General features: G+C 73.5%; 13 protein-coding genes and 2 rRNA genes. 10 read left to right on the plus strand and 5 right to left on the minus strand.

Going from position 1 to position 15,602, the window contains the following annotated elements:
• The 4 genes from CUT83_RS25875 to CUT83_RS30520 form a co-directional block, all read left to right on the plus strand.
• Positions 1–1,167 (plus strand): 23S ribosomal RNA (locus CUT83_RS25875); the annotation flags it as partial.
• Positions 1,168–1,276: 109 nt separating this feature from the next.
• Positions 1,277–1,393: ribosomal RNA gene (gene rrf, locus CUT83_RS25880) — 5S ribosomal RNA — on the plus strand.
• Positions 1,394–1,567: 174 nt separating this feature from the next.
• Positions 1,568–2,257, plus strand: coding sequence for a hypothetical protein (locus CUT83_RS31455; protein ID WP_194074732.1), 690 nt, complete (start codon positions 1,568–1,570; stop codon positions 2,255–2,257).
• A complete protein-coding gene (locus tag CUT83_RS30520; protein WP_194074733.1) occupies positions 2,242–3,030 on the plus strand; it encodes a tetratricopeptide repeat protein in 789 nt (262 codons plus the stop codon). The genes CUT83_RS31455 and CUT83_RS30520 overlap by 16 nt, the downstream gene beginning before the upstream one ends.
• A 70-nt stretch (positions 3,031–3,100) precedes the next feature.
• On the opposite strand, the gene CUT83_RS25890 is transcribed toward CUT83_RS30520, so the two are convergent.
• Entirely contained in the window at positions 3,101–4,411 is a 1,311-nt protein-coding gene (locus tag CUT83_RS25890; RefSeq protein ID WP_101258262.1) for a DUF1015 domain-containing protein, read from the minus strand.
• Between the two features lie 77 nt (positions 4,412–4,488).
• Here CUT83_RS25890 and CUT83_RS25895 point away from each other — a divergent pair, with 77 nt between their 5' ends.
• A complete protein-coding gene (locus CUT83_RS25895) occupies positions 4,489–5,556 on the plus strand; it encodes an HAD hydrolase-like protein (RefSeq protein WP_101258263.1) in 1,068 nt (355 codons plus the stop codon).
• A 101-nt stretch (positions 5,557–5,657) separates the two neighbouring features.
• Here CUT83_RS25895 and CUT83_RS25900 read toward each other — a convergent pair whose 3' ends face one another.
• Entirely contained in the window at positions 5,658–6,401 is a 744-nt protein-coding gene (locus CUT83_RS25900) for a class I SAM-dependent methyltransferase (protein WP_101258264.1), read from the minus strand.
• Between the two features lie 100 nt (positions 6,402–6,501).
• Entirely contained in the window at positions 6,502–6,849 is a 348-nt protein-coding gene (locus CUT83_RS25905; protein ID WP_101258265.1) for an SCP2 sterol-binding domain-containing protein, read from the minus strand.
• 83 nt (positions 6,850–6,932) lie between these two features.
• Between CUT83_RS25905 and CUT83_RS25910 the strand changes: the two genes are divergently transcribed.
• The 5 genes from CUT83_RS25910 (at position 6,933) to CUT83_RS25930 (ending at position 12,316) form a co-directional block, all read left to right on the plus strand.
• Complete coding sequence (locus CUT83_RS25910) at positions 6,933–7,238, plus strand: hypothetical protein (protein WP_101258294.1); 306 nt, start codon at positions 6,933–6,935, stop codon at positions 7,236–7,238.
• Between the two features lie 7 nt (positions 7,239–7,245).
• Positions 7,246–8,076, plus strand: coding sequence for a TlyA family RNA methyltransferase (locus CUT83_RS25915; protein WP_101258266.1), 831 nt, complete (start codon positions 7,246–7,248; stop codon positions 8,074–8,076).
• Positions 8,077–8,180: 104 nt separating this feature from the next.
• Complete coding sequence (locus CUT83_RS25920; RefSeq protein ID WP_101258295.1) at positions 8,181–9,068, plus strand: NAD kinase; 888 nt, start codon at positions 8,181–8,183, stop codon at positions 9,066–9,068.
• 124 nt (positions 9,069–9,192) lie between these two features.
• The gene (gene recN / locus CUT83_RS25925) at positions 9,193–10,944 is read left to right on the plus strand and encodes a DNA repair protein RecN (protein WP_101258267.1); all 1,752 of its coding nucleotides are present in this window, start codon (positions 9,193–9,195) and stop codon (positions 10,942–10,944) included.
• A 226-nt stretch (positions 10,945–11,170) separates the two neighbouring features.
• On the plus strand, positions 11,171–12,316 hold the full coding sequence (locus CUT83_RS25930) for a glycosyltransferase family 4 protein (RefSeq protein WP_240957973.1): 1,146 nt from the start codon (positions 11,171–11,173) through the stop codon (positions 12,314–12,316).
• Positions 12,317–12,428: 112 nt separating this feature from the next.
• Here the strand turns inward: CUT83_RS25930 and CUT83_RS25935 are convergent, their stop codons facing one another.
• Positions 12,429–13,463: a LacI family DNA-binding transcriptional regulator gene (locus tag CUT83_RS25935; RefSeq protein WP_101258269.1), complete on the minus strand. Its 1,035-nt coding sequence runs from the start codon at positions 13,461–13,463 to the stop codon at positions 12,429–12,431.
• Positions 13,464–13,654: 191 nt separating this feature from the next.
• Positions 13,655–15,466, minus strand: a complete 1,812-nt coding sequence (locus CUT83_RS25940) for a glycoside hydrolase family 15 protein (RefSeq protein WP_101258270.1) — start codon at positions 15,464–15,466, stop codon at positions 13,655–13,657.
• Positions 15,467–15,602 lie beyond the last annotated feature (136 nt).

Below are 15,602 nucleotides of genomic sequence, written 5' to 3' on the forward strand. Positions count from 1 at the left end.
GGGGGTGGCCGCAGAGACCAGCGAGAAGCGACTGTTTACTAAAAACACAGGTCCGTGCGAAGCCGTAAGGCGAGGTATACGGACTGACGCCTGCCCGGTGCTGGAACGTTAAGGGGACCGGTCAGTCATCTTTCGGGGTGGCGAAGCTGAGAACTTAAGCGCCAGTAAACGGCGGTGGTAACTATAACCATCCTAAGGTAGCGAAATTCCTTGTCGGGTAAGTTCCGACCTGCACGAATGGCGTAACGACTTCTCGACTGTCTCAACCATAGGCCCGGTGAAATTGCACTACGAGTAAAGATGCTCGTTTCGCGCAGCAGGACGGAAAGACCCCGGGACCTTTACTACAGCTTGATATTGGTGTTCGGTTCGGCTTGTGTAGGATAGGTGGGAGCCGGTGAAGCATGCACGCCAGTGTGTGTGGAGGCGTTGTTGAAATACCACTCTGGTCGTGCTGGATGTCTAACCCGGGTCCGTGATCCGGATCGGGGACAGTGTCTGGTGGGTAGTTTAACTGGGGCGGTTGCCTCCCAAAGGGTAACGGAGGCGCCCAAAGGTTCCCTCAGCCTGGTTGGTCATCAGGTGGTGAGTGTAAGTGCACAAGGGAGCTTGACTGTGAGACTGACGGGTCGAGCAGGGACGAAAGTCGGGACTAGTGATCCGGCGGTGGCTGGTGGAAGCGCCGTCGCTCAACGGATAAAAGGTACCCCGGGGATAACAGGCTGATCTTCCCCAAGAGTCCATATCGACGGGATGGTTTGGCACCTCGATGTCGGCTCGTCGCATCCTGGGGCTGGAGTCGGTCCCAAGGGTTGGGCTGTTCGCCCATTAAAGCGGTACGCGAGCTGGGTTTAGAACGTCGTGAGACAGTTCGGTCCCTATCCGCTGTGCGCGTAGGAGTCTTGAGAAGGGCTGTCCCTAGTACGAGAGGACCGGGACGGACGAACCTCTGGTGTGCCAGTTGTTCTGCCAAGGGCATGGCTGGTTGGCTACGTTCGGGAGGGATAACCGCTGAAAGCATCTAAGCGGGAAGCCTGCTTCGAGATGAGGGCTCCCACCCCCTGGAGGGGGTAAGGCTCCCGGGAGACGACCGGGTTGATAGGCCGGAGATGGAAGCCCTGTGAGGGGTGGAGTTGACCGGTACTAATAGGCCGAGGGCTTGACCGTAGATGTTCGCGTCCACTGTGTGGGTTCTGAGACCACGAACGGCCTCGGCAGGTTTTTCGGGTTTCTAATTGAACAGTGTGCTTGTTCGCTTGGAACACTCGAGTGGTGTTTCGGTGGTCAGAGCGAGAGGGAAACGCCCGGTTACATTCCGAACCCGGAAGCTAAGCCTTTCAGCGCCGATGGTACTGCATGGGGGACCGTGTGGGAGAGTAGGACGCCGCCGAACAATATTTGAAGGACCCTTGGTCCCAGCGTGCATGCTGGGACCAAGGGTCCTTTTTCTGTTTGTGAGCAAGACCGAACGTGTATCACCCCAAGACAGGAGCCACACCAATGTCCAATTCCTCGGAGGAGCGCTCGGGCCGGCCCGAGCGCTCGGACAGGCCGCGTCGCCAGAGCGGTGACGAAAGGCGTAGTGGTTTCCGTCGTGATGATCGTCCGTCGTTCCGTCGGGATGACCGGGGTGAGCGGCCTCGTGGTCCGCGCAGGGATGACCGTCGGGACGACCGTGGTGGTTTCCGTCGTGATGACCGCCGTGATGATCGTCCGTCGTTCCGTCGGGATGACCGGGGTGAGCGGCCTCGTGGTCCGCGCAGGGATGACCGTCGGGACGACCGTGGTGGTTTCCGTCGTGATGACCGCCGTGATGATCGTCCGTCGTTCCGTCGGGACGACCGGGGTGAGCGGCCTCGTGGTCCGCGCAGGGATGACCGTCGGGACGACCGTGGTGGTTTCCGTCGGGATGACCGCCGTGATGACCGGCCGTCGTTCCGTCGGGATGACCGGGAGCAGGGGCGTGGCTTCAGCCGTGATGACCGGCCGTCGTTCCGGCGCGATGACCGGCGCGATGAGCGGCCTCGTGGCCCGCGCAGGGACGACGACCGGGGGAGGCGCCCGTACGGTCAGGGCGGCGGCCGGGGCCGCGACGAGCGGGGTGGTTTCCGCGGGCGGCGGGAGGGCGGAGGCGCCGGTTACCGGCGTGAGGAGCGTCCGCGTGACCGCGGCCAGGACAGGGAGCCCATCAGGAGGTTGCCGATCCCGGAGGATGTCACCGGGCAGGAACTGGACAAGGACGTGCGGCAGGAGCTGATGAGCCTGCCCAAGACACTCGCCGAGGACGTCGCCAGGAACTTGGTGATGGTGGCGAAGCTGCTGGACGAGGACGCGGAGCAGGCGTACGGCTACGCCAAGGTCGCTCTGCGGCTGGCCTCCCGTGTCGCCGCGGTGCGCGAGGCCGCGGGCTTCGCCGCCTATGGGGTGGGGAAGTACGCCGAGGCGCTGGCCGAGTTCCGGGCCGCCCGCCGAATGACCGGTTCTTCTCACCTGTGGCCCGTGATGGCCGACTGCGAGCGCGGCCTCGGCCGGCCGGAGAAGGCACTGGCCATGGCCGGTGAGCCGGAGGTGCAGAAGCTCGACAAGGCCGGGCAGGTGGAGATGCGGCTGGTCGCGGCGGGAGCACGGCGCGACATGGGGCAGGCCGAGGCAGCCGTGGTCACGCTCCAGAGTTCCGAGCTGGCCTCGAACTCCGTGCAGCCGTGGACGGCCCGGCTGCGTTACGCGTACGCCGACGCGCTGCTGGCCGTGGGCCGCGAGGAGGAGGCCCGTGAGTGGTTCGCCAGGGCGCTGGAGGCGGACCAGGGCGGGATGACCGACGCGTCGGACCGGCTGGCCCAGCTGGACGGTGTGGAGTTCCTGGACGCGCTCGACCCGGAGGCGGATTCTGAGGCGGATCTGGAAGGGGCGCCCGGGCGGGAGAAGTCGAGCGGGGAGCTTCCCGCCGAGGCCGCCGAGGCCGGCCGGGAGGACCGGGAGAGCGGGGCCGGGGGGCGGGACCGCGACCGGGGCGCGGAGGACGAGCGCTGAGCGGCGTCTGAGGCGCGTTCTACGGCGGGGGCGGGATCCGTCCCGGGCAGATCCCGCCCCCGCCGTACGGTCAGGCAGGCCCTTCCGGCAGGCCGTCCAGGGCGCGCAGCACCAGGCCGGTGGCGGGCTTGGGACCGAAGGACGTGGACTTGCGCGGCATGGTCACGCCCTGGCGGGCCAGCCCGCGCACGGTTTCCTCCGCGACCGCGCGCATCAGGACCGCCGAGCCGCCCAGGCGCTCGGCCTGCTCCACGGCCGCCGCCGCGTCGTGGAGGTAGCCGATCCCGGAGGAGTTGTCCGGCACGTGCCAGACGGCGGCCAGCAGGGTCGAGTGCAGGACCGTGGCGTCCAGCCGCCGCCACTCCTCGGGAAGGCCGTCGCGGACGGTGCGCGCGAGCAGGGCCGGGTCGGGGTCGTGGAGCAGGTGGAAGGAGCCGTCGCCGGTGAGCAGAAAGGCGTTGCCGGGGGTGGTCTCCAGGGTGCGCAGGGCGCGGGGGAGGGGACCGTCGACGGTCCGGACGCGGAAGGAGCCCCCCAGCCGGGACAGGGCCTCGGCCACCGTAAGGCGGGGCAGCACGCGGTGGATGGCCTGCACCCGCAGTGGGTAGCGGGCGGTGTCCACCAGCAGCACCAGGCCGTGGTCCCAGAAGCCGTGCGGGCCGGCGGCCCCCCCGACGCGCTCGGACCGCAGGCGCAGATAGGTGGCCCAGCGGTGGTGGCCGTCGGCGATGAGCGCCTGGCGGCGGGAGAGGTCGTGCCCGGCCTCGGCGATCTCCTGTTCGTCGGTGACCGCCCACAGCCGGTGCGAGAAGCCGTCCTCGGTGGTGGTGGAGAGCAGCGGGGGTCTGCCGGTGGTGCGCTCGATGACGGCGGTCGCGCCGGTCGCGGTGCCGTCGCCGCGGTACGACAGCAGCAGTGGTTCGAGGTTGGCGGCGGTCTCGCGCATCAGGGCCGCGCGGTCCTCGACGACCTCCGGCATCACGTCCTCGTGGGGCAGCACGACGCCCTCCTCCGGCGGGGTCAGCCGCAGGGCGCCGATCAGGCCGCGCTGGAGTACGTCGCCCCGGCGCTGCTCGTAGACGTACAGGGCCGGCTCCGGGTCCCGTACGAGGACGCCCTGCGTCTCCCAGCGGCGCAGGGTCCGCGCGGCCTGCAGATGCCGGGCGGCCGGGTCGGCGGCCTCCGGGAGGATCAGCCGCACGATGTTGTGGGGGTCCGCGGTCTGCAGATGGTGCAGGCCGTCGGGCCGTACCACGACGTCGTACGGGGGCGAGGTCACGGCGGCCAGGCTGCCGACCCGGTCGGGGGCGTAGCGCAGGCCGCGGAAGGGGGCGAGGAGGAGGCCGCCCGAGGGGTGTTCGGGGCCCGGGGATCGCAGCATTGGTGCATGTTATGCCGGTGTGCCGGGTGGGAGATGATCGGGGGAGGAAGACCGCCGGCGCGAGGAGCGAGACGACGATGACCGGATACCACCGCCCGATACGCACCCGGCCGGAGGGCTGCGGAGCCCCGCCGAGCCGGGTGTACGACACCGCGCTGCTCGACCTGGACGGTGTGGTCTACGCGGGCGGCGAGGCGGTCGTCCATGCGGTCGAGTCGCTCGCGGCGGCCCGGGAGGCCGGCATGCGGCTGGCGTACGTGACGAACAACGCGGCGCGCACCCCCGAGACCGTCGCCGGGCATCTGACGCGGTTGGGGGTGCCCGCCGAGCCGGATGAGGTGGTCACCTCGGCGCAGGCGGTGGCGCGGATGATCTCCGAGGAGCTGCCGGCCGGTTCGCGGGTGCTGTGTGTGGGCGCGGAGGGTCTGCGGGTGGCGCTGCGCGAGCGCGGCCTGGAACCGGTGGAGTCGGCGGACGACGCCCCGGCGGCGGTCGTGCAGGGGTACGGCGGGCCGGAGATGCCCTGGGGGCGGCTGGCGGAGGCGGCGATCGCGGTGGGGCGCGGACTGCCGTGGTTCGCCTCCAACGGGGACCTGACGATCCCCAGCGGCCGGGGTATCGCGCCGGGCAACGGCGCGGCCGTGGAGGTGGTGCGGATCGCGACGCGCTGGATGCGCCCGGCGCCGGAGCCGAGGACGGCGGGCAAGCCCCTGCCGCCGATGCACCGCGAGACGATCCTGCGCACGGGCGCGCAGCGGCCGCTGGTGGTCGGGGACCGGCTGGACACCGACATCGAGGGCGCGTACGCGGGGGGTGTGGACTCGCTGCTGGTGCTCACGGGGGTGACGGACGCGGCGCAGTTGCTGGCCGCTCCCCCCGAGCACCGGCCGACGTATGTGGCCGCCGATCTGCGGGCGCTGCACCGGGCGCAGCCGGAGGTGGAGGAGCTGCGCGGCGGGGAGCGGGGCGGGTTCCTGTGCGGTGGCTGGGCGGCCTCTGCGGAGGGCGGCGTGCTGCGGCTGGAGGGACGGGGGGAGGATCCGCTGGACGGCTTGCGGGCGCTGTGCGCCGCCGCGTGGACTCAGGCCGGGGAGGGCGTGTGCGGGGCCGGCGCGGACGAGGCGCTCGCGGTCCTCGGGATGTGACACCGGCTCCCGCGCCCGGGGCCCCGTGACCGCTCTCGCTCGGGCACGAGGCGCCGGGCGCGGCCGCGGGCTCGTTGGTCACGGGCCCGGGCCCGGGGCGGTCAGCGGACGGTGACGCTCGCCGAGGCCACGTAGCGTTCCTCGACCGTCCCGTCCGGGAAGAGCGCCGCCAGCCGCTCGCGTTCCTCGTCGAGGAAGGCGGCGGCGCGCCTCTCACCGATGACGAGGAAGTCGGAGTGGCTGGCGAGGTTGGCCAGATGGGTCTCCATCGGCACCCGCCGGGACCAGCGCGTCTGCCGGCGGGCGAAGCCGGGCCCGGACGGCAGCGCGCGGGCCCGGGCCGCCTCCACCGTCTCCCGGTCGGCGCCGAAGAAGCGGCGCGCCCGGTCAGCCTGGCCGGCGATCCAGCCGACGGACTCGTCGGAGTCGTTGCGCAGGACGGCGAGGGCGCCGCCGGGGCGCAGGACACGCAGGGCCTCGGGCACCGACCGCCCGGGGTCGGTCCAGTGCCAGGCGGTGGCGTAGGTGACCAGGTCGAAGCGGTCGGAGGCCAGCGGCAGGCGGTTTCCGTCGCCGCGCACCACGGGGACGCCGGGGAGTGCGCGGCGGAACTCGGCCGCCATGCCGCCGCCGGGCTCGACGGCCACGGTACGGGCGCCGCGGGCGACCAGGAGCGCGGTGAGGATCCCGGTGCCGGCTCCGGCGTCGGCGGCGCGGGCGCCGGCGATGGGGCGGCCCCAGAGTTCCTCGACGGCGTCCAGGAGGGCGGGCGGGTAGGAGGGGCGGCCCGCGGCGTACAGGGCCGCCGCGGAGTCGAAGGAGCGGGCGTGGGAGGCGGTGGTCATAGGGCCATCGTCGCCGCCCGGGGCACCGCCCACACCCGGTTTCCGGCGCCCTTGGGGCCGTGAGGCGTCCGGCCGCCGGGCTTCCGGGGCCCAAGGCCGCTCAGAGCAGCGACCGCAGCCGCAGCAGGTCCCGCAGGCCCGCCTCCAGTCTGACGCGGCCCCGGGCCCAGGCCCGGGCGAAGTTCAGCCGTCCGTCCACCAGCGAGACCAGGTCGTCGCTGGTCATGGCCAGTCTGATCTGGGCGCGTTCGGAGGGCGGACCGTGGACGGTGGTCATGTCCTCGATGCGGCCGTGGACGAGCCGGCCGGTGAAGGTGGTGTCCAGATCGGTGAGATGGCAGCTGACCGAGCGCTCCAGGGCGGCGGCGCTGCGCACGTCGTCGTCCGCGTCCGCGAGGTTCCTCGCCAGCCGCTCCAGTGCGGTCCGGCACTGCTGTGTGGTCGCCATCGCCTCACGACGGTACCGCAGGGGGAGTGCCCGCCGTCGTGGAGGACGCCGCGCACGGTAGCGTCGTGACCATGGACGAGCCGATGTCCGGCACCGCGCCGGAGACGGAACCAGCAGCACAGGACCCGGTGGGCGCGGGAACGGCGCCGGGGGAGGAGCCCCTGGCCGGGGACGGCGGGCCGCGGCCCCCGGGGGTGCGGGTGACCCCCACCGGGAACGCCGGTGTCGACGCCCGGCTGCGTCGCCTGGCGGACGCCGACCACCTCGCCGTCTCCGGCCATCTGGAGGTGTACGAGGATGTGCACCGCGGGCTGCGTGACACGCTGACCGCGCTCGACCAGCGACCCGGGCCGCCCGCACCGGGCGCGCCGCACGACACCGGGAGCTGAACCGCACGTGGCAGCGTCACGAAACCAGCGTGGCCGGCGCAACCGGCTCGACGCGGAGCTGGTACGCCGCGGCCTGGCCCGCTCGCGCGAGCACGCCGGCCGGCTCATCGCCGCCGGACGGGTCGCCGTCGGCGGCGCCACCGCGACCAAACCCGCCACCCAGGTGGAGACCGGGGCGGCCGTCGTCGTGGCCGAGGACACGGCCGACCCCGACTACGTCTCGCGCGGTGGCCACAAGCTGGCCGGCGCCCTGGAGGCGTTCGCCCCGCGCGGGCTGACCGTGGCCGGGCGGCGGGCGCTGGACGCCGGGGCGTCCACCGGTGGCTTCACCGACGTGCTGCTGCGGGCCGGCGCCGAGCGGGTGGTGGCCGTGGACGTCGGCTACGGGCAGCTCGCCTGGTCGCTGCAGAGCGACGAGCGGGTGCTGGTGCGCGACCGCACCAACGTCCGCGAGCTGACCCTGGAGCAGATCGGCGGCGAGCCGGTGGATCTCGTCGTCGGCGACCTGTCCTTCATCCCGCTCGGCCTGGTGCTGCCCGCCCTGGCACGCTGCGCGGCGCCCGGGGCCGATCTGGTCCTGATGGTCAAGCCGCAGTTCGAGGTGGGCCGGGAGCGGCTGGGCAGCGGGGGCGTGGTGCGCAGCCCGGCCCTGCGGGCCGAGGCGGTCCGCACCGTCGCCGGCCAGGCCGCGGAACTGGGTTTCGGTGTGCTCGGAGTGACCGCCAGTCCTCTGCCGGGGCCCTCCGGTAACGTCGAGTACTTCCTGTGGCTGCGTGCCGGGGCACCCGAACTGGACCCGGCCGATGTCGACCGAGCCGTGGCGGAGGGCCCCCAGTGACCACGCAGAGCACGAAGCAGAGCACAACCGGGCAGACCGGACAGGCCTCGTCGGCCGCCGAGAGCGCCGGGAGCGCCGGGAGCGCGGAGGGCGCCGCGCGGACGGTGTTCCTGATCGCCCACACCGGCCGACCGGCCGCCGTCCGCAGCGCCGAGCTCGTCGTCCAGGGGCTGCTGCGCAACGGCATCGGCGCGCGTGTCCTGGCCCAGGAGGCGGCCGACCTGACGCTGCCGCCGTCCGTGCGGACGGTGGCGGACGGCGAGATCTGCGAGAAGGCCGTGGAGGGCTGTGAGCTGATCGTCGTCCTCGGCGGGGACGGGACGCTGCTGCGCGGCGCGGAGTTCGCACGCGCCTCGGGGGTGCCGATGCTGGGGGTCAACCTCGGCCGGGTCGGCTTCCTCGCCGAGGCCGAGCGCGACGACCTGGACAAGGTCGTGCGGCGGGTGGTCGCGCGCTCCTACGAGGTGGAGGAGCGGATGACTCTCGATGTGCTCGTCCGCAACGACGGGGACGTCGTCCACCGCGACTGGGCGCTGAACGAGGCCTCGGTGGAGAAGGCCGCCCGTGAGCGGATGCTGGAGGTCGTCGCGGAGGTCGACGGCCGGCCGGTCTCCCGCTTCGGCTGCGACGGTGTGGTGTGCGCCACGCCCACCGGTTCGACGGCCTACGCCTTCTCCGCGGGCGGGCCGGTGGTCTGGCCGGAGGTCGAAGCGCTGCTGCTGGTGCCCATCAGCGCCCACGCGCTGTTCGCCAAGCCCCTGGTGACCACACCCGATTCGGTGCTGGCCGTCGAGGTGCAGCCGCAGACGCAGGGGGGCGTCCTGTGGTGCGACGGGAGGCGCACCGCGGAGCTGCCCGCCGGGGCCCGGGTGGAGGTGCGGCGCGGCGCGGTGCCGGTGCGGCTGGCGCGGCTGCACCACGCCTCCTTCACCGACCGCCTGGTGGCGAAGTTCGCCCTGCCGGTGGCCGGGTGGCGCGGGGCGCCGCACTGACCGCGCCGCGCCGGCCCGCCGGCCGCACCGGCCGCACCGCCCGTGCGTGCGCGCGGCGGGGAGGAAGGGGCGCGCGGGGCGTGTGGTGCGGACCGTGAGTGGGGATCCCGCCGTGGAACCTCGTATGGTCGTATCCGTGTTGGAGGAGATGCGGATTCGGGCCCTGGGCGTGATCGATGACGCCGTCGTCGAGCTGTCCCCCGGCTTCACCGCGGTGACCGGCGAGACCGGCGCGGGCAAGACCATGGTCGTCACCAGTCTGGGACTGCTGCTCGGCGGACGGGCGGACGCCGCCCTGGTGCGGGTGGGGGCCAAGGCCGCCGTGGTGGAGGGCCGGATCGTGCTGCCGCCCGGCGCGCCCGCGGCGCGGCGCGCCGAGGAGGCGGGCGCGGAGCTGGACGAGGGCGCTCTGCTGGTCAGCCGGACGATCTCGGCCGAGGGGCGCTCGCGCGCCCATGTCGGCGGGCGCTCGGCGCCCGTCGGGCTGCTGTCGGAACTGGGCGAGGACCTGGTCGCGGTGCACGGTCAGACGGATCAGCAGGGCCTGCTGAGGCCGGCCCGGCAGCGAGAGGCCCTGGACCGGTACGCGGGCGAGGCGGTCTCCGCCCCCCTGGCCGAGTACGGCCGGGCCTACCGGCGGCTGCGCGCGGTCTTTGCCGAGCTGGCCGAGCTGACCACGCGCGCCCGTGAGCGCGCCCAGGAGGCCGATCTGCTGCGCTTCGGTCTGGAGGAGATCGCCGCCGCCGAGCCCCGGGCGGGGGAGGACGCCGAGCTGGCCGCCGAGGCCGAGCGGCTCGGCCACGCCGAGGCCCTGGCGTCGGCGGCGGCCACCGCCCACGGCGCGCTGGCCGGCGATCCCGCCGACCCGGAGTCGGTGGACGCGGGCGCGCTGGTCGCCGGCGCCCAGCGCGCGCTGGAGGCCGTGCGGTCGCACGATCCGGCGCTGGCGGCGCTGGCCGACCGGCTGGGCGAGGTGGGAATCCTGCTGACGGACGTCGCGGGGGAACTGGCCGGGTACGCCGACGACCTGGACGCCGATCCGGCGCGGCTGGCCGCCGTCGAGGAGCGACGGGCCGTCCTGTCCCATCTGACCCGCAAGTACGGCGAGGACACCGCCGCCGTCCTGGCCTGGGCCGAGGGGAGCACCGCCCGGCTGGCCGAACTCGAGGGGGACGACGACCGGATCGGGGAACTGGCCGCCGAGCGCGACGCGCTCCGCGCCGAACTGGGCGCCCTGGCCCAGCGGTTGACCCAGGCGCGGACGGAGGCCGCCAAGCGGTTCGCCGACGCGGTCACCGCCGAGCTGGCCGAGCTGGCCATGCCGCACGCCCGTGTCACCGTGGAACTGCGGCAGCACGAGACGGCCGACGAGGAGTCGGGGATCGAGGTGGACGGACGGTCGGTCGTCTTCGGCCCCCACGGCGTGGACGAGGTGGAGCTGCTGCTGGCCCCGCACCCCGGCGCCCCGCCCCGCCCCATCGCCAAGGGCGCCTCGGGCGGTGAGCTGTCGCGGGTGATGCTCGCGGTCGAGGTCGTCTTCGCGGGCACCGCCCCGGTGCCGACCTATCTCTTCGACGAGGTGGACGCCGGTGTGGGCGGCCGGGCGGCCGTGGAGGTCGGGCGTCGGCTGGCGCGGCTGGCGAAGTCGGCGCAGGTCGTGGTCGTCACCCACCTTCCGCAGGTCGCGGCGTTCGCCGACCGGCATCTGGTGGTGGAGAAGACCTCCGACGGCTCGGTGACGCGCAGTGGTGTGAAGACCCTCCGGGGCGAGGACCGGGTGCGCGAGCTGTCCCGGATGCTGGCCGGGCAGGAGGACTCGCGACTCGCCCGTGCCCATGCCGAGGAACTGCTGGAGGCGGCCCGCTCCGGCATCTGAACCCGGGCTTCGGGCATCCGGTCCGGGCATCCGGTCCGGTCGCCCGTGTTTCACCCGTACGGCGTGGCCTCCCGCCGGGGCCGGGGTGGCATCCTGGAGACGCCGCACCGCCTGTACGCCGTACGCTGCTGTGCGTGATCCGCGACCCCGGCGGGGCGGATCCGCGAGTCCGAGCCCTCCGACCCCTCCGCCCCCCGATCCCTCACCCCAGGAGTCCCGGCCTCTTGTGAAGACCACCCCGGTTCCACCGCGCGACAGGACGCCGCTGCACGTCGTGCAGGTGATCGGCGGCGGCAGCGCCCGCGTCTGCGCACATGTGCGCTCCCTGACCGCCGGGCTGGTGGCGCGGGGGGTGCGGGTGACCGTCTGCGCGCCGCCGGGCACCGAGCCGGATTACGGCTTCACCGGCCTCGGAGCCCACTTCGTGCCCCTGACCTGCGGCACCGGTCCCGAGGCGGCCGCGGTGCTGCGCGTGGTGTGCGCGGACGCCGCGGTGGTGCACGCCCACGGGCTGCGCGCCGGTGTGCCGGCCGCCCTGGCGCTGTGCGGGTGGCGCCGGACACCGCTGGTGGTCACCTGGCACGCCCGGGCCCAGCCGGCGGGTGTGCGGGCCCGGCTGATGTGGCTGCTGGAGCGGCGGGTGGTGCGGGCCGCGCGGGTGGTGTTCGGTACCACCTCGGACCTGGTGGACCGGGCCCGCCGCCACGGCGCCCGCGACGCCCGGCTGGCTCCGGTGACCGTGTCCGTGCCGTGCGGCGGGCACGAGGGGCGCCCGGGCCCGCCGGACGGGACGGACGACGTGGCGCGGGAGAAGACCCGGGCCGAACTGGGCGTCACCGGCCGCCCGCTGGTCCTCGCCGTCGGCCGGCTCGTCCCCCGCCAGGGGCACACCACCTTGCTGACCGCCTCCCGGGCCTGGCGCCGGCTGGAACCGCAGCCGCTGCTGGCCATCGCCGGGGAGGGTCCGGCGCGCCCCGCGCTGCAGCGCCGCATCGAGGCCGAGGAACTGCCGGTACGGCTGCTGGGGCGGCGCGAGGACGCCCTGGAGCTGCTCGCCGCCGCCGACATCGCCGTGCTGCCCGCGCGCTGGGAGGGCCGGGCGGTGATGGCGCAGGAGGCGCTGCGGGCCGGGGTGCCGCTGGTGGCGAGTGCGGTGGGCGGTCTGCCCGAGCTGGTCGGCGACGCCGCGCTGCTGGTGCCCTACGGCGACGCGGAAGCGCTGGCGGAGGCGGTCGGCGGGCTGCTCGGCGACCCCGCCCGGCGCCGCGGGCTGGCCGCGGCCGGCCGCGCCCAGGCCGCGACCTGGCCGAGCGAGGACGACACGGTGACCCAGGTGCTGAGCGTGTACGACGAGCTGGCGCAGGGAGGCTGACCGCCTGGGCCCGCTCGGTGCCGGGGGGCGCCGGACTCCGCGCCCGACGTCGCGCCGGAATCCGCGCCGGAATCCGCGCCGGAATCCGCGCCGGACTCCGGGCCCGGCCGGGTCAGCTGGAGTCGCGGACGACCAGGTGAGCGGGGGTGACGACCGGGGCCGGCCGCTCGCCGCCGGAGGCGTCGCCCAGCCCGAGCCGCCGCAGCAGCAGCTCCGCCATCATCCGTCCCATTCCCTGGATGTCCTGGCGCACGGTGGTCAGCGCCGGCTCGGCCCAGGCGGCCTGCTCCAGATCGTCGTAGCCGACCACCGCCACGTCCTGCGGCACCCGCAGCCCGCGGGCGCGCAGCGTCCGCAGTGCGCCGGTGGCCGTCAGGTCGTTGCCCGCGAACACCGCGTCCGGGCCGGGCGAGCGGTCCAGCAGCTCGGCCATGGCCCGCTCGCCGCCCTCGGCCGTGAAGTCGCCGTGGGCGACCAGGGCGGGGTCGGGCTCGGACACGCCCAGGGCGTCGAGGTAGCCGTCGAGCCGGTCCAGGGCGGAGGTCTGGTCCAGCGGGCCGGTGATCACCGCGATCCGCCGCCGCCCCCGCCGCAGCAGGTGCTCCACCGCCTGCCGGGCGCCGCCCCGGTTGTCGGTGTCCACGTACAGCAGTTCGGGGTCGTCCTCGGCGCCGGGCCAGCCCGGCCGGCCGCCGAAGACCGTGGGCAGGCCGGAGGCGTTCGCCATGGACGGCAGCGGATCGTCGCGGTGCAGCGAGAACATCAGCGCGCCGTCCACGTGCCCGCCCGCCAGATAGCGGCCGATGCGGTCGTAGTCCGTGCGGCCCTCCAGCAGCATGAGCAGCAGTTGTGTGTCGCACGCCGCCAGCTCGCGGCTGATGCCGCGCAACTGCTGGGCGAAGAAGGGGTCGGAGAACACCCGGGTCTCGGGCTCGGCGATCACCACGGCGACGGCTCCGGTGCGGCGGGTGACCAGGCTGCGCGCCGCGCTGTTGGGGACGTAGCCCAGCTCGGCCACGGATGCCTGGACCCGGTCCCGCAGGGTCTTGCGGACACCGGCGCCCCCGTTGACCACGCGCGACACGGTGGCGCGGGAGACCCCGGCGTGGGCGGCGACCGCTTCGAGGGTGGGTCTGGGACCGTGCACGGGCGAACAACTCCTTCTCTCGCGGAACCCCGACGCTACCGCCGGACGCGGGAGGCCGGTCCACTCTGCTGGTGAGAGCGCTTTCACGGCCCCGTCGTAGGTTGTACAGCACCATGGCGCGGCACCGCCCGGCGCGTCCGGGAAACGGACGTCACCGGGCGGTGCCGGGCGGAGCCGGGGAGCCGGGGCCGTCAGCCGCCGTAGGCGCCCGAGGCAGTCAGTCGCAGGGCGGTGTCGATCAGCGGAACGTGGCTGAACGCCTGCGGGAAGTTGCCCACCTGGCGTCCCAGACGGGAGTCCCACTCCTCCGCGAGCAGCCCCAGGTCGTTGCGGAGCGAGAGCAGCTTCTCGAAGAGCCTGCGCGCCTCCTCCACCCGGCCGATCATCGCCAGGTCGTCCGCCAGCCAGAAGGAGCAGGCCAGGAACGCGCCCTCGTCGCCCTCCAGTCCGTCCAGGCCCGCGTGCTCGCCCGAGGTCGGGTAGCGCAGTACGAAGCCGTCCGGCGTGGACAGCTCGCGCTGGATGGCCTCGATGGTGCCGATGACCCGCTTGTCGTCCGGCGGCAGGAAGCCCACCTGCGGGATCAGCAGCAGGGAGGCGTCCAGCTCCTTCGAGCCGTAGGACTGGGTGAAGGTGTTGCGCTCGGGGTCGTAGCCCTTCTCGCACACGTCGCGGTGTATCTCGTCGCGCAGCGCGCGCCACCGTTCCAGCGGGCCGTCGGCCTCGCCGGACTCGATCAGGCGGATCGTGCGGTCCACCGCCACCCAGGCCATGACCTTGGAGTGCACGAAGTGGCGGCGCGGGCCGCGCACCTCCCATATCCCCTCGTCCGGCTCGTTCCAGTGGTCCTCCAGATAACCGATCAGCTTGATCTGCAGGAGACTGGCGTAGTCGTTGCGCGCCAGGCCGGTCATGTGCGCCAGGTGCAGGGCCTCGATGGTTTCGCCGTAGACGTCGAGCTGGAGCTGGGAGGCGGCGCCGTTGCCGACCCTCACCGGCTGGGAGTTCTCGTAGCCGGGCAGCCAGGTCAGCTCCGTCTCGCCCAGCTCGCGCTCGCCGGCGATGCCGTACATGATCTGCAGGTTCTCCGGGTCGCCGGCGACCGCGCGCAGCAGCCACTCGCGCCAGGCCAGCGCCTCGCTGCGGTAGCCGGTGCGCAGCAGCGACGACAGCGTGATCGCCGCGTCGCGCAGCCAGGTGAAGCGGTAGTCCCAGTTGCGCACGCCGCCGATGTGCTCGGGCAGTGAGGTGGTGGGGGCCGCGACGATGCCGCCGGTCGGGGCGTAGGTGAGGGCCTTGAGCGTGATCAGGGAGCGGACCACCGCCTCGCGGTACGGGCCGTGGTACGTGCACTGGCGCACCCAGTCGCGCCAGAAGTCCTCGGTCGCCGCCAGCGACGTCTCCGGTTCCGCCGGCGCCGGGGGCTCCTTGTGCGAGGGCTGCCAGCTGATGGTCATCGCCACCCGGTCGCCCGGCGCGACGGTGAAGTCGGCGTAGGTGGTCAGGTCCTTGCCGTAGGTGTCGGCCTCGGAGTCCACCCACACGGAGTCGGGGCCGGCCACGGCGACGGTGCGGCCGTCCACCTTGTGCACCCACGGCACCACCCAGCCGTAGGAGAACCGCATCCGCAGCGCCGAGCGCATCGGCACACGGCCGCTGACGCCCTCCACGACGCGGATGAGCTGCGGCGCGTGGTGCTCGCGAGGCGGCATGAAGTCGATGACCCGTACCGTCCCGCGCGGGGTGTCCCACTCGGACTCCAGGATCAGCGAGTCGCCCCGGTAGCGGCGGCGGCTGGCCACCGGCGGCTCCTGGTCGGCGGGGTACGCGGGGCCCAGGCGCCAGAAGCCGTGCTCCTCGGTGCCCAGGAGCCCGGCGAAGACGGCGTGCGAGTCGAACCGGGGCAGGCACAGCCAGTCCACCGAACCGTCCCGGCATACCAGGGCGGCGGTCTGCATGTCCCCGATGAGTGCGTAATCCTCGATGCGCCCGGCCACGAGCATCTCCAGTCGAACAGTGGCTACGCCCCGTGGGACGTGCGGTTTTCCGTCCTGCCGCACGGGAGGGCCCGCGCGGACAGTCTGAGCAGGATACGACGCGGCCAGATGTTCCGCGCCGAGGTCACCTTAGGGGTGACGG

This window comes from Streptomyces barkulensis (assembly GCF_002843305.1).
GTDB classification, from domain to species: domain Bacteria; phylum Actinomycetota; class Actinomycetes; order Streptomycetales; family Streptomycetaceae; genus Streptomyces; species Streptomyces barkulensis.

What these genes read in the sequence shown, in the direction of transcription:
- CUT83_RS25890 (WP_101258262.1), bottom strand. Translation starts at nt 4,411, where the DNA reads ATGCTGCGATCCCCGGGCCCCGAACACCCCTCGGGCGGCCTCCTCCTC.
- CUT83_RS25895 (WP_101258263.1), top strand. Translation starts at nt 4,489, where the DNA reads ATGACCGGATACCACCGCCCGATACGCACCCGGCCGGAGGGCTGCGGA.
- CUT83_RS25900 (WP_101258264.1), bottom strand. Translation starts at nt 6,401, where the DNA reads ATGACCACCGCCTCCCACGCCCGCTCCTTCGACTCCGCGGCGGCCCTG.
- CUT83_RS25905 (WP_101258265.1), bottom strand. Translation starts at nt 6,849, where the DNA reads ATGGCGACCACACAGCAGTGCCGGACCGCACTGGAGCGGCTGGCGAGG.
- CUT83_RS25910 (WP_101258294.1), top strand. Translation starts at nt 6,933, where the DNA reads ATGTCCGGCACCGCGCCGGAGACGGAACCAGCAGCACAGGACCCGGTG.
- recN (WP_101258267.1), top strand. Translation starts at nt 9,193, where the DNA reads ATGGTCGTATCCGTGTTGGAGGAGATGCGGATTCGGGCCCTGGGCGTG.
- CUT83_RS25940 (WP_101258270.1), bottom strand. Translation starts at nt 15,466, where the DNA reads ATGCTCGTGGCCGGGCGCATCGAGGATTACGCACTCATCGGGGACATG.